This is a genomic window from Ruegeria sp. CDSA241, from assembly GCF_059611265.1.
On the sequence record NZ_JBXWPF010000010.1, the window covers coordinates 1 to 13,263 of the forward strand.

Consider the following 13,263-nt stretch of genomic DNA (forward strand, 5'->3'; position numbering starts at 1 on the left):
CTGCCAGATCGGCCTTGTTTTCGCCCTTGCGGGGGATCAGGATCAGGTCCGCCGAGCGGATCGCCTGCGCCCCTTGAAATGTCACATGATCCGGGTTGCCGGTGCCAATACCGATCAGCGTCAGGTCAATCATTTTCGAACTCTGCCAGAGGTCCATACAGGATCAGGGCCGGGGCGGTGCCGATCTCGGTTTCCAACTGCTGCGACAAGGCACCGATGGTCGAGCGTTGCAGTTTTTGCTCGGGGGTCGAGACGGACTCGGCCATCAAAGCAGGTGTGTCCAGCGGTAGGCCGTGGGAATGCAGGGCGCCAACCAAAAGGGGAAAGGTGCGCTTGCCCATAAACACGACGGTCGTAGCCTGTGGATCAGCCAGTGCTGCCAGGTTCAGATCTTCGGGCAGTTTGCCACTGACATCGTGGCCGGTGACGAATTGCACGCGCCGCGCGGTCAGTCGCCGGGTCAGCGGAATGCCCGCCGCTGCCGCCGCCGCTACCGCCGAGGGGATGCCGGGGATGATTTCATAGTCGATCCCGGCCTCTTGCAGGGCCACCAGTTCTTCTTCAAGCCGGCCGAACATGCCGCCATCACCGGATTTCAGCCGCACAACATGCTGACCGGTTTGTGCATATTCGACCAACAAGCGGCTGACGTGATCCTGCTTGGGCGAGGGGCGCCCGGCGCGTTTGCCGACACCAACCAGATCAGCATCCTCACGCGCGTGGCTCAGGATCGGGCCACTGCTGAGGTCATCAAACAGCACCGCATCGGCTTTCTGCATCCTGTCTACCGCCTTCAGTGTCAGCAATTCCGGGTCGCCGGGGCCTGAACCGATGAAGGACACAAAACCACTCATGCCGAGGCCTCGGCGATCAGATGAAAGAATGTCCCGGTGACATTGTTTCGCACCGATCCGGTTTGCGGGCCTTCCGCGCCTTCGGCGTCGAACACGCGCGCCAGCGGGGCGTCAGGCTGTTCGATGATCGAGGAATAGTGGAACTCATGCCCGCGTAGCGCTGTGCCTTCGGCAAATCCGGCCATTGGGGCCAATAATTCCGCCTTGCGATAACCCAGGTTGAACTTGCGCTTTTCATAGGAGGTCACAAGGCCCAGAAGGCCCGCCATTTCGTGCCGGGCACCCTCTTTGTCGATCAACGCCTGACCCAGCGCCATGTAGCCCCCGCATTCGCCATGCACAGGTCTTGTCTCGGCATGTTTGCGCAGCCCAGTCTGGAAGGTGTTGGCGGCGGCCAATGTGGCTGCGTGCAACTCGGGATACCCACCCGGCAGCCAGACCAGATCGGCATCCGGGGCAGGGGCTTCATTCGCCAGCGGTGAAAACGGTAGGATTTCTGCACCCGCCGTGCGCCAGCCTTCCAGCAAATGCGGATAGGTGAACGAAAACGCAGCATCCCGCGCCAGTGCGATCCGCTGCGCCGGAGGGCGGGGTAGCACGGCTGGCGATGGCCTATTTGGGCTTGAGGAAGCCGCCCGCTTGATCGCCTCCAGATCGACATGTTCACGCAGGAACGCAGCATAGCCGACAATGGCGCTTTCCAGATCGGGATGTTCCACCGCCTGGATCAAACCTAAGTGCCGCTCGGGAAGTGTCAGGTCTCCGCGTCGTGGCAGAACGCCCAGAACCGGCAGGCCTGCACGTTCCATACCCAACCGGGTCAGACGCTCGTGACGCGGGCTGGCGCAGCGGTTCAAAATTACCCCGGCAAAGGGCAGGTCGGGGTTGTACATCCGAAACCCCAGCGTCGTGGCTGCAGCTGATTGCGCCTGACCGCCGACATCCAGAACCAACACCACAGGCCAGCCCATACGCTGCGCAGTTTCCGCGCTAGATCCATGGCCAATCTCACCGGGTTTGGCGACACCGTCGAACAGACCCATCGATCCTTCGGCTACGACGATATCCGCGCCGTCAGCCTGTGCCGATATTGCGTTCAGCAGAGGATCGCCCATCGCCCAGCTGTCCAGATTGAACGAGGCGCGCCCAGCCGCCGCCCGGTGAAAGGCCGGGTCGATATAGTCAGGGCCGCTTTTGAATGGTTGGACGGTCAGGCCATCCTCGGCCAGCGCACGCAGCAGGCCCAGCATCACGGTGGTCTTGCCAGTCCCCGAAGACGGTGCCGAAATCAGAATACCCGGAGGGTTAGTCATCACCATGGCTCCAGCTTGACCAAGGGCTGTCCGCGCTTTGCGGGCGATACCGGCGGTCGTAATCCTTTGAATACAGGCAGCTTTCGTCGAATCCTTCACCAGCCAGTGCCGGGCCAACCATGATCAGCGCAGTGCGCGAGATGCTCTCGTCCAACGCGTCTTTTAGGGTTGCCAGCGTCGCACGGATGATCCGCTCATCGGGCCAGCTGGCACGATAGACAACGGCCACTGGGCAGTCGGCCCCATAGGCAGGTGTCAGATCGGCGATCACCGTACCCAGATTGCCGATCGACAGGTGGATGGCCAGCGTCGCCCCGGTACGGGCAAAATTCGCCAACGTCTCGCCCTCGGGCATCGACGATGCGCGTCCCGGTGTCCGGGTCAGGACCACTGATTGCGCAAGTCCGGGCAGGGTCAGTTCCGTGCCCAGTGATGCGGCCGCAGCGGCAAAAGACGGCACGCCAGGGGTCACGCTGACCGGGATGCCCAGCTCTTTCAAGCGGCGGATCTGCTCGCCCATCGCGGACCAGACCGACAGGTCGCCGGAATGCAGTCGCGCAACATCCAGACCGGCCTGATGTGCGGTTGCGATTTCGGCCATGATCTGGTCCAGATCCATCGCCGCCGTGTTCACGATCTTGGCGTCGTCGGGGCAATGGTCCAGAATTTCCTCTGGCACCAGCGAACCCGCATACAGGCAGACCGGGCAAGCGGCGATGATATCGCGCCCGCGCAGGGTCAGCAGGTCGGCGGCGCCCGGTCCGGCGCCAATGAAATGAACGGTCATGTCTGTCCTCCGATGGCGATGGCGCAGGTGGCCAGCCGGTCGTCTGAAATCTGTCGGGGTGAGATCAGCCGCGCACCAGGTCCGGCGGCGGCAAGGGCGGTCGCTTCGGCAACGCTGCCGGTGCCATAGGTGGCGCGGCTGCGGGTCGAGCAGGTGAGGGTGCGCTGCCCGGCCAGATCGGCGGGGGCAATGAAATGCAGCGGCAGGGCAATGGTCGAGGCAAAATCTGTCAGCGCGGCGTGACCTTCCTTGTCGGCAACTGTGGCCAGCGCGTCCACAGCGTGGCCGGCACTCGCCTGATCATAGGCGGCGCGCAGGCTGTCCAGCGTAGCGGTCGAGGAAAATCCGATGCCTGCGACAATCATAACGTGACGCTCCATTGCACCACCGGATAGGCCGATTTCCAACCGCGCCGTGGCCCCAGGGCCGAAGCCTGTGCCAATTCGATCCGCAGCAGCTCACCGCCCAGCTTATCCTGCCATTGCGCCAGCAGCGCTTCGCTCTCCAGCGTCACCGCGTTGGCCACCAGCCGCGTGCCGGAGGGCAGGGTTGTATGCAGCCATTGCAACAGCTCACTGCTCAGCCCGCCGCCAATGAACACGACATCGGGTAGGGGCAGGCCGTCCAGCGCATCCGGGGCTGTGCCATGCACGACTTGCAGCCGGTCTTGACCCAGCGCGTCGGCATTTCGGCGAATGCGCTCGGCGCGGTCTTCGCGGGGTTCGATCGTTGTGGCGCTGAGCGTTGGATCACACATCAGCCATTCGATGCTGATTGACCCGGTGCCACCGCCAATGTCCCACAGATGCTCGTCCCGCTGCGGGGCCAGCGCCGATAGGGTCAGCGCACGGATAGGGCGTTTGGTTATCTGCCCATCGGTCTCAAAAATCTCATCCGGCTTGCCAGAGGCGCGCGGCAAGGCCTGCCCGCCGCCAGCAACCTCGAGCCCGACGCATACCGGGTGATCGAACCCACCCAGCAGCGCCTCGGTCAGCGAGACACTGCGCGCCCGTTCACGCGGGCCGCCCAAGGCCTCCATCACGTGCAGATGTGTGTCGGCAAAACCAGTGTCGGTCAGATAGGTGGCCAGCTCGGTCACGGCCTTGCCATCGCGCAATAGCAGAATCGCGCGCAGGCCGGGGGCCAGATGGGGGCGCAGGCGGGTCAGCGGGGCTGCATGCAGACCAAATGTCTGCGTGCTTTCCAGCGGCCAACCCAACCGCGCAGCGGCCAGCGAAAAAGTGGATTGGCCGGGTAGGGCGGCCCATTCCCCGGCTTCGAAATTCCGCGCGATCACGGATCCGGCGCCGAACCAGAACGGATCACCCGAGGCCAGAACCACGGTTGATCGCCCGCGAAAACCGGTCAGGATCGGCAGACCATCGGCAAAGGGCACAGGCCATTCCACCTGCTGGGCTCCGAAATCGGGAACCAAGGACAGGTGTCGCGGTGGCCCCATGATGATTTCAGCGCGTTCCAGCACTTGACGGCTTGCGGGGGGCAAGCCATCCAGTCCATCTTCGCCCAAACCCAAAACGGTCAGCCACGGAGCTTCAGACATGTCCAACCTCCTGATATTGGGCGGCACGACCGAGGCCAACGCGCTGGCAAAAGCCATTGCCGACCGGGGTATTCCCGCGACCTACTCCTATGCAGGACGCGTGGACAACCCGCGCCCGCAAGCCCTGCCGGTGCGTGTTGGTGGGTTCGGTGGGGCCGAAGGGCTGGTGAAATATATCCATGACCACAGCATAAGCCACGTTATCGACGCGACCCACCCGTTTGCTGCCGGGATGAGCCGTAACGCGATTGAGGCCTGCCATGCGGCGCAGATTCCACTTGTTGCGCTGACACGGCCCGAATGGGCACCGCAGCCCGGTGACACCTGGCTGCGCGTCCCGGATATCGCCGCAGCGGTGGCCGCTTTGTCCGGTAATCCGCAGCGCGTGTTTCTTGCGGTCGGGCGCATGCATCTCGAAGATTTCGTCAGCCAGCCCCAGAACCATTACCTGTTGCGGCTGGTGGATGAACCCGATGTCCTGCCCTTGCCGAATTGCGAGGTTGTCGTGGCGCGCGGACCCTTTGCCGAGGCTGATGACCGGGCGTTGATGCAGCGCCACGGCACGCAACTGGTGGTATCCAAGAACGCGGGCGGTACTGGCGCGCGCGCCAAGCTGGACGCCGCGCGGGCGCTGGACATACCGGTGTTGATGATCGACCGTCCAGCCCTGCCGCAGCGGCTGGAACTGTCGAGCGTTCCGCAGGTTCTGGACTGGCTGGTTCATTCGGGTGTGAACCTCGGCGTATAGACGATGGGATCACCGTCGCGTTCTATCACGCGGGTTAAGGATGAGCCGACGATCACCACGGTCTGCATATCGGCCATATCAGGCGTGGCCTCGACCAATGTCGAAATCCGGATTGCCTCATCCGCCCGGCTGACAGCGCGGGCGAACAGGATCAGCCGCTCGGGTTCACATTCTTCGCGCAGGATTTCCAGCGTTTTGACAAAGCCTTCGGGGCGGGATTTCGAGCGGGGGTTGTAAAACGCCATCGCGAAATCCGCTTGCGCGGCCAGACGCAGGCGCTTCTCAATCAGAGGCCAAGGTTTGAGGTTGTCACTCAGGTTGATAGTGCAGAAATCATGCCCCAGCGGGGCACCAGCGCGGGCGGAGGCCGCAAGCATCGCAGTGATCCCGGGCAGCACTTCAACCGGTAGGTCGCGCCATTCACGGGGGCCGTTTTCCAGCGCTTCGAACACCGCTGCTGCCATGGCAAATACGCCCGGATCGCCCGAGGATACGACCACTACGCGCTTCCCTTCGGCCGCCATTTGCAACGCATGCTGAGAGCGGTCGATCTCAACCCGGTTGTCGCTGGCATGCAGCGTCAGGCCGGGGCGTTCGGCGATGCGCGCGACGTAAGGAATGTAGCCGACGACATCCGTCGCCCCAGCCAGCGCAGCGGTCACTTCGGGCGTCACCAAAGCCTCGTTTCCTGGCCCGAGTCCTGCGATCTTGACCCAACCGCTCATGGCCGCCGCCCTTGTCCGTGAACGATGATGATCGAGAAATACGGAGTGATCCCCTCGCAATTTTCCGACAATTTGCACACGCGTTGATTGGGCATCTGAGCGTATTCCACGATCCAAGCACGGTCATACAAACCGGCCGTCTTCAGGGCCCGCTTCACTTTGTCGATATTGCGCCCGATCTTCATCACCACCAGCGCGTCGGTTTGGGCCATTCGGTGGGCCAGATCGTCTTCGGGCAATGTGCCGACCAGCACGGTCAATACGTCGTCTCCCCAGGTGATGGGGTCGCCGGTTGCGGTCCACGCGCCGGACATACCGGTGATCGCAGGCACGACTTCAACTTTAGCCTCGCTACGTAATCGATTGTAAAGATGCATGAATGATCCGTAGAAGAACGGATCACCCTCGCACAGGACCACCACGTCTTCGCCCTGATCCGACAGTGTCTTCAGATGCGCGGCACAATCTTCATAAAACGCCGAGAGCAGCTCATTGTACCGCGGATCACTCAATGGAATTTCTGTGGTCACGGGGTATTCCATCGGGAATTCCACCGCGCCTTCTGGGATCATGCCATTGACGATCTTGCGGGCCTGACCACTGCGACCCGGTTTGCGGAAAAAGGCCACGTGGCGGGCAGTGCGCAGTAGGCGGTCGGCCCGGACGCTCATAAGGTCCGGATCGCCTGGGCCGAGGCCCACGCCGTATATCTTGCCCGCGTTCATTCGGCGCGGCTCGCGATGGCGTTGATGGCTGCGACTGTGATGGCACTGCCGCCGAGGCGGCCCTTGACGATGCAGGACGGCACAGGCTGCGCCTCCCACAGAGCGTCTTTAGATTCGACCGCACCGACAAAGCCCACCGGGCAGCCGATGATGGCCGCAGGGCGCGGGCAGTCGGGGTCTTCCAGCATGTTCAGCAGGTGGAACAGCGCGGTGGGCGCATTACCGATGGCCACCACGGCGCCTTGCAGATGCGGGCGCCACAACTCCAGCGCAGCGGCGGACCGGGTGTTGCTTATCTCGGCAGCCAGCGGACGCACACGTTCGTCGTGCAGGGTGCAGATCACCTCGTTATCGGCGGGCAGGCGGAACCGGGTGACACCCTCGCTGACCATGCGGGCGTCGCACAGGATCGGTGCGCCGTCTTCCACCGCGGCACGGGCCGAGGTCACAAAACCGGGTGAGAAATGCACGAACTCTTCCAACCCCACCATACCTGCCGCGTGGATCATCCGAACGGCGACCTGTTCCTCATCGGCGTCGAACCGTGCCAGATCGGCCTCGGACCGGATGGTGGCAAAGCTTTGTTTGTAGATCGCCGCGCCGTCGGTTTCGTATTCATAGGGCATCAGGAGAAGTCCATGGTCATAAGTGTTTCGGGGCTTAACCCGCGCAGGTTTGGCTCATCTCCCGCGCGGCCTTGTTTGACAAGATCAAATCGACCATCGTGGCCGACCAGGGTGACATCAGCTGGTCCCATGCGCGCGCATCCTTTGGCACAGCCCGAGACATGCAAGTGGCCGGGAATACGCGAGGCAAGCGCGCGGGCGATATCGCGGGTCTCCACCTGCGCCTGCGGGCAGAGCGGGGCGCCGGGGCAGGCGTCAGTGGTCATCAGCGGGTCGGTGCCATCGGTGACGAACGCTGGGGCGGGTATCGCCGCCCCGCCTTCCATCAGGAACAGCCGCCAAGGGGTGACCCGCAGCGCAGAGGCACCGCAGGTCTCAATCAGCCCCGCAAGCCCTCGCGCTGGCAACTGACCGAACGCGGCTCCGTAAAACGCACCCAGTTCCACGATGCCCGGCTCAGGCAGAGCGCCAACATCACCCGGTGCGCTGCCTTGGCATTCTGACGGCAAATCTTGTGTCGCAACCACGCGGGCCATGCGCCGGGCCTCGGGCGTGTGGTGATCCGCGAACCATTCGGCCAGCGCGATCAGGTGGTCGATGGCGATTTTTTCGGTCACGCGACGCCCTGTTTCGGCCCCATCAGCGCGTAGGATCAGCCCCTCGGGGCCTGTCTCCAGCCGGATATCCGCGGAATCCCCGACCAACAGGCGATTTGGTCCGGTGTCGATGGCAAACCCAAACTTGGCTGGTAGCGACGGCAATTCGCCCAACCGGTCGATCAGTTCCTGCGTCAGTCGTGCGGTAAGATCGCCGGATTGGTAGAGCGGTGTCACCAGAATATTGCGCCGCACCTCGATACCCGGTTCCGCATCCAAAAGGTTCAGCGCAGCGAGTTCTTCCAGCAAAGGTTGGTGATCGGCCTCGGCCACACCGCGCAGTTGCAGATTGGCGCGGATGGTCAGGTCAATGGTGCCATTGCCGAACCGGTCGGCAAGTTCGCACAGGCCTAACATCTGCGCTGCCTCAAGGCGCGCCAGCCGCGGCCGAACCCGCACGACCAACCCGTCCCCCGACATCATCGGGCGATGGGCGCCGGGGCACCAGCCCTGAACGATCGGTGCACTCATCCCAACCCCTCCAGATCGGCTCGGATCGAGTTTCGGCGCGTGTTCCACAGGCCAGCCTCGAGCAGAGCACGGAACCGGTCCTGCATGGCCTGATGCGCCTGTGGGTTCTTCTCTTGCAGAAAGGCATCAACCTCGGCGTTACCCAGTGTGGCATCGTGGTAGATGTCAAACAGATGCGGTGCAACGGTTCCCGACAGATGGGCAAAGCTTGCCATATGATCCAGCGTTGCCGCGATCTCGGCGGCGCCGCGGAATCCGTGCCGTTGCATTCCTGCGATCCAGTCAGGATTAGCCGCGCGCGCGTGGACAACGCGGCTGATTTCCTCAGAGAGGGTTCGGGCGCGGGGGGTGTCTGGGTTGGTATTGTCCAGATGGTACAGCTGCGCAGTACCGCCAGTGACTTTCTTGGCGGCGGCAAAACCGGCCTCATGCGTGGCATAGTCATTGGCCAACAGCAGATCGGTTTCGGTCAGGTCCTGAAGGTGAACAAAGCTATCGGCGTGGGCAACGCGTTGGGTAATACCATCGACATCCCGTGCAATTTGCTCGCCCTCAAGCGCAAAGGAACTGGCATCCAGCCAAGCCTGACCGGCCTGTGTGCGCGCTTCGTCCGTATAGATTTCGGATAGCTGCGTCATGTTCAGGCCATAGCTGCCGGGGGCGGGGCCATAGACACGGGCGGCCGGTGCCTGCCCGGCATATGGGTTCCAGTCTGCTGCCTCGTCCCGTTCACACAATGCTCGCACTGCCTGGCCATACAGCGCAGAAAGCGTCGGGAATACATCGCGGAACAGGCCCGAGACACGCAAGGTCACGTCTAGCCGTGGACGGCTGAGATCAGTGATTGGCAGCACCTCGATACCGGAAACCCGCTCCGACCCCTTGTCCCAAACCGGTTTCACACCCAGCAGGTGAAGCGCCATGGCGAATTCTTCACCCGCAGTGCGCATCGTGGCCGAGCCCCAGAGGTCGACAATCAGCCCCTTGGGGTAATCGCCTTCTTCCTGCAGATGCCGCCGCACTAGTTCCTCGGCCAGTTTGACACCTTGGGTATAGGCCGCGCGTGTTGGAACCGAACGCGGATCGGTGGTGTAAAGATTTCGCCCTGTCGGCAGCACGTCCGAGCGCCCGCGATAGGGTGAGCCAGACGGGCCAGCCTCGATCCGTTTCCCGGCCAGTGCGTCCAAAAGTGATTGACGTTCCGCATGCGCCGAAGGCGTGGCATCAAAATTGCCGGTCACTTCGGGGACGCGGCCAAAGACGTGCAAGCCGTCGCCGAACTGGCTTTCTTTGATGTCGCAGACAAATCGGTCGATACGGGTGATCGCTTCGGCGGTACAGGTTGCCTGATTCAGACCCAGATCGCTTTCCAGACCAATGGCCTGCGCCTCATCCCGTATGTCTTCTTGTAGTCGGTCGCGGCGTTTGGGGTCCAGCCCGTCGGCGTTCGAGAATTCGTCCAGCAGGGATTCCAGCCGCACCATACGGTCCGGCGTGTCGCTTGTGCGCATCGGGGGCGGGATATGGCCCAGCGTGACAGCCCCGATCCGGCGTTTGGCCTGTGCGGCCTCGCCGGGGTCATTCACGATAAAGGGGTAGATCACCGGCAGATCGCGGACCAACGCCTCGGGCCAGCAATTTGCCGACAGAGCAACGGATTTACCAGGCAACCACTCCAGCGTGCCATGCGCGCCGATATGGATCAGCGCGTCCGCGCCATGCCCCTTACGCAGCCAGAGATAGAAGGCAACATAGCTGTGGCGCGGGGTGCGCGAAAGATCGTGATAGTCGTCATCGCGCAGCTCGGGCGTGCCGCGTTCCGGTTGCAGCGCGATCAGTGTCTTGCCCCGGTTCAAGGCGGTAAAGTGGAACGCACCATCGGCAAAAACCGGGTCGTCCTCAGGCTTGCCCCAAATGGATTGCAGATCCGTTTGCAACTGTTCCGGCAAGTCTGCCAGCGCGGTCTGATAGGCCGCGAGCGGCCAAGCCAGTCGCGCATCCAAAAGCGTCTCGGCTATCGGTTCGCCGGGTGCTGTATCATAGCCTTCAGCCTGCAGATCGGACAGCATCGCCTCGGCCGAGGCCAACGCATCCAGGCCAACCGCATGGGCCATCTGCCAGTCCTTGCCGGGATAAGTCGACAGCACCAACGCTGGAACCTGATCTGGCTTGGGTTTGTCGCTTAGGCGCAGCCAGCCGTCCACCCGGTCTATGATCGCCTCAACCCGTTCCGGCTCGGGGCGGTGGGCAAAACGGGAATATTCCAGATACGGGTCGCGCTTGCCCGGTTCCTTGAACGAAGCGATGCCCGCCGAAATGCGGCCATCCACCTCGGGCAGGACCACATGCATTGCGAGGTCGGCGGGGGACAGCCCGCGTTCCGCATCGACCCAAGCCTTGCGGCGTGCGGTGGACAAGGCGACCTGAAATACCGGCACATTGGCGGCGTCCAGCGGGGACGTTCCCGAGGCGCCTTTGCCCGAAAAGGAGGTGGCGTTGATGATTGCCGAGGGGGCCAGCGCTACGACCTGTTCGCGCAGCCAGTCAGCGGCGGTAGGGGCTTTGAGCGACGGCGCAAATAGGCCAACAGCCTGAAACCCACGCGCACGCAGACGGTGGATCAGGGCCGCGACCGGGGCAGTGTCTGCCGAGGTCAGATAGGCGCGATAGAAGGTCACGAGGATGCGCTTGGCATCACCGGCGAATGCGGTATCCGCCGGGATCACACCGCGATCCGGACACCATACGCCACATTCCGGGATCGTCTTGGCCCCCATCACTGGGCCAGAATAAAGCCCCGCGGCCAGTGCCATTTGCGCCAGCGCAGCCTGCGCTGCGACCTCACCGCCTGTGTCGCAAAGATGCGCCAGCCGCCGCAGGGTTGAAACGGGCAGGGTAGAATAGTCATCCAGGCGCGTATCTTCACGTCCATCCGCCGGCAGGACTGCCACAGCGATGCCTTTGGCGTGGGCCAGTGCCAGAACCTGCTGCAATCCGTAGGACCAATAGGGCACGCCACCGATCAGGCGGATCAGAATGCCTTTGGCGCCCTCCAGCGTCTGCTCGACATAGGTGTCGACAGAAAGCGGGTGCTTCAGCGCCGTTAGATTGGCCAGCCGCAGGGTCGGCATCCGGCCTTCGGGTCCACCCCCACGATGCCAGCCTGCCGCGAAAGCGCCAAGATCACTGTCGGAAAAGGACAGCACCACCAGATCCGCCGGGCTCTGGCCCAGATCGGTCGGGGTCTCCGTTTCCTCTAACCCGTGGCTTTCGCGGAAGACGACGTGCATGGTTTACTCGGCAGCCTCGGTCACACCCACGAGGATTTCGCGGATTTCAGCCTCTTTGATGTCGTCATGCTCGGCGATGACCACCAGACGCGAGCGACGCTCTTCACCTGGCTCCCACGGGCGGTCGTACTGATGACGCACACGGGCCCCGACTGCCTGCACCAAAAGGCGCATGGGTTTGCCGGTAACAGCGGCATAGCCTTTGACCCGCAGGATGTTCAGTTCATTCGCCAGACGTTCGATATTGGCGACCAGCTGGGCCGGATCGGTCTGTTCCGGCAGCTCGACAATGATGCTTTCGAAATCATCATGCTCGTGATCGTGGTGGCCATCGTGATGGCTGGGACGTGCCTCCATGTCATCTTCGGCAGCGGCCTCAAGCCCCAGCACAACACGTACATCCACAGCGCCTTCGGCCACTTCGACCACGGGCAGCGGGCGCGGAGCCTCTGCCGCGATGATTTCCTTGGCCTTGGCGACCCCCTCGGGGCCAGCAAGATCAGGCTTGGTCAGCAGAATGATGTCGGCGCAGGAGATCTGGTCCTCGAACACCTCGGATAGCGGCGTTTCGTGATCAATCGAGTCATCGGCCAGGCGCTGGGCATCCACCGCAGCGACATTCGGGGCAAAGCGACCGGCGGCCACAGCTTCGGCATCGGCCAGAGCAATTACGCCATCCACGGTGATTTTCGAGCGGATATCCGGCCAGTCGAACGCTTTCAGCAGCGGCTTGGGCAGGGCCAAGCCAGAGGTTTCGATCAGAATGTGATCGGGGCGCGGCTCTAGCGCCATCAGCGCCTCGATGGTCGGGATGAAATCATCTGCCACGGTGCAGCAGATGCATCCATTGGCCAATTCCATGATGTTTTCCGCCGGGCAATCGGGGATCGCGCAGGATTTGAGGATATCGCCATCGACGCCAACATCTCCAAACTCGTTGACCACAATGGCCAGGCGCTTGCCCTGCGGGTTCTGCATCAGATGACGCACCAGCGTGGTCTTTCCCGAGCCCAGAAAGCCGGTGATCACAGTGACGGGCAGTTTTTCGAGATTGCTCATATCTAAGCTCCAATCGGGGGAATGCGGGCCGCACAGTTTTTGCGGAAATGTTCAGGACGTTCGCGCCATTTAACGAGGCCATCTTGGGTCGCGAGATATTTGGTCGCACCTTCAACAATGGTCTCGACATGATCGGTTTCATCGAGATGCTCATAGACAAAGGTCCAACGTTCGGGTCCGCCACGCAGCACAATCGAGCAGCCCTGATCGCAATTTGAAAGGCATTCTACTGCCTTCAAAGTGACGCCATCAGGAAGTTCTGCCTGCTCCAACGCCTTGTGCAGCAACGCCCCAGGACGATCTGCATCATTCTCGACGGGCAGGCCGCGGCGGCAGGTCGTGCACACCAGCAGTTCAACAGGTGTGGTCTCGGTCATGTCTCTCATCCCCCCAAATCCTCTTCGCGGGGGACGGGGTTTCATGCGGGCCACGTATTGCGACATGGGCC

Annotated in this window: 14 protein-coding genes; 1 reads left to right on the top strand and 13 read right to left on the bottom strand. The window is 62.5% G+C overall.

Translation table 11 applies throughout. The features are described 5' to 3' along the window. The 6 genes from AC2FJV_RS10575 to cbiE form a co-directional block, all read right to left on the bottom strand. Positions 1 to 133: SAM-dependent methyltransferase (locus AC2FJV_RS10575; RefSeq protein ID WP_496713769.1), on the bottom strand; the 133-nt coding region annotated here is incomplete at its 3' end. After that, positions 126 to 854 (bottom strand): uroporphyrinogen-III C-methyltransferase, encoded by a 729-nt coding sequence (cobA, locus tag AC2FJV_RS10580; protein ID WP_142632880.1) that lies wholly within the window; start codon positions 852 to 854, stop codon positions 126 to 128. The genes cobA and AC2FJV_RS10575, both read right to left, overlap by 8 nt. Beyond that, positions 851 to 2,173 (bottom strand): cobyrinic acid a,c-diamide synthase CobB, encoded by a 1,323-nt coding sequence (locus AC2FJV_RS10585; RefSeq protein WP_496713665.1) that lies wholly within the window; start codon positions 2,171 to 2,173, stop codon positions 851 to 853. The genes cobA and AC2FJV_RS10585 overlap by 4 nt, the downstream gene beginning before the upstream one ends. Further along, complete coding sequence (cobM, locus tag AC2FJV_RS10590; protein WP_271947964.1) at positions 2,160 to 2,954, bottom strand: precorrin-4 C(11)-methyltransferase; 795 nt, start codon at positions 2,952 to 2,954, stop codon at positions 2,160 to 2,162. Before cobM ends, AC2FJV_RS10585 begins: the two co-directional genes overlap by 14 nt. Continuing rightward, entirely contained in the window at positions 2,951 to 3,319 is a 369-nt protein-coding gene (locus tag AC2FJV_RS10595) for a cobalamin biosynthesis protein (RefSeq protein WP_271948085.1), read from the bottom strand. Before AC2FJV_RS10595 ends, cobM begins: the two co-directional genes overlap by 4 nt. Continuing rightward, positions 3,316 to 4,515, bottom strand: coding sequence for a precorrin-6y C5,15-methyltransferase (decarboxylating) subunit CbiE (gene cbiE, locus AC2FJV_RS10600; protein WP_281994383.1), 1,200 nt, complete (start codon positions 4,513 to 4,515; stop codon positions 3,316 to 3,318). Before cbiE ends, AC2FJV_RS10595 begins: the two co-directional genes overlap by 4 nt. Here cbiE and AC2FJV_RS10605 point away from each other — a divergent pair. Then, the gene (locus tag AC2FJV_RS10605; RefSeq protein ID WP_496713667.1) at positions 4,514 to 5,263 is read left to right on the top strand and encodes a cobalt-precorrin-6A reductase; all 750 of its coding nucleotides are present in this window, start codon (positions 4,514 to 4,516) and stop codon (positions 5,261 to 5,263) included. The genes cbiE and AC2FJV_RS10605 overlap by 2 nt on opposite strands. Here the strand turns inward: AC2FJV_RS10605 and cobJ are convergent. From cobJ to AC2FJV_RS10640, 7 genes are read right to left on the bottom strand one after another with little or no spacing between them, the layout of a single operon-like run. Beyond that, on the bottom strand, positions 5,236 to 5,988 hold the full coding sequence (gene cobJ / locus AC2FJV_RS10610) for a precorrin-3B C(17)-methyltransferase (protein ID WP_496713669.1): 753 nt from the start codon (positions 5,986 to 5,988) through the stop codon (positions 5,236 to 5,238). The two genes, AC2FJV_RS10605 and cobJ, sit on opposite strands and share 28 nt — an antisense overlap. Beyond that, positions 5,985 to 6,713, bottom strand: coding sequence for a precorrin-2 C(20)-methyltransferase (locus tag AC2FJV_RS10615; RefSeq protein ID WP_496688603.1), 729 nt, complete (start codon positions 6,711 to 6,713; stop codon positions 5,985 to 5,987). Before AC2FJV_RS10615 ends, cobJ begins: the two co-directional genes overlap by 4 nt. Then, positions 6,710 to 7,339 carry a precorrin-8X methylmutase gene (locus AC2FJV_RS10620; protein ID WP_496713671.1) on the bottom strand — a complete coding sequence of 210 codons (630 nt, stop codon included), beginning with the start codon at positions 7,337 to 7,339 and terminating at the stop codon, positions 6,710 to 6,712. The genes AC2FJV_RS10615 and AC2FJV_RS10620 overlap by 4 nt, the downstream gene beginning before the upstream one ends. Next, positions 7,339 to 8,466, bottom strand: coding sequence for a precorrin-3B synthase (cobG, locus tag AC2FJV_RS10625; protein ID WP_496688599.1), 1,128 nt, complete (start codon positions 8,464 to 8,466; stop codon positions 7,339 to 7,341). The genes AC2FJV_RS10620 and cobG overlap by 1 nt, the downstream gene beginning before the upstream one ends. Further along, positions 8,463 to 11,756 (bottom strand): cobaltochelatase subunit CobN, encoded by a 3,294-nt coding sequence (gene cobN, locus AC2FJV_RS10630; protein WP_496713673.1) that lies wholly within the window; start codon positions 11,754 to 11,756, stop codon positions 8,463 to 8,465. Before cobN ends, cobG begins: the two co-directional genes overlap by 4 nt. Before the next feature lie 3 nt (positions 11,757 to 11,759). Next, a complete protein-coding gene (gene cobW / locus AC2FJV_RS10635; RefSeq protein ID WP_142632900.1) occupies positions 11,760 to 12,815 on the bottom strand; it encodes a cobalamin biosynthesis protein CobW in 1,056 nt (351 codons plus the stop codon). Between the two features lie 2 nt (positions 12,816 to 12,817). Further along, positions 12,818 to 13,192 carry a DUF1636 family protein gene (locus AC2FJV_RS10640; RefSeq protein ID WP_496688588.1) on the bottom strand — a complete coding sequence of 125 codons (375 nt, stop codon included), beginning with the start codon at positions 13,190 to 13,192 and terminating at the stop codon, positions 12,818 to 12,820. Positions 13,193 to 13,263 lie beyond the last annotated feature (71 nt).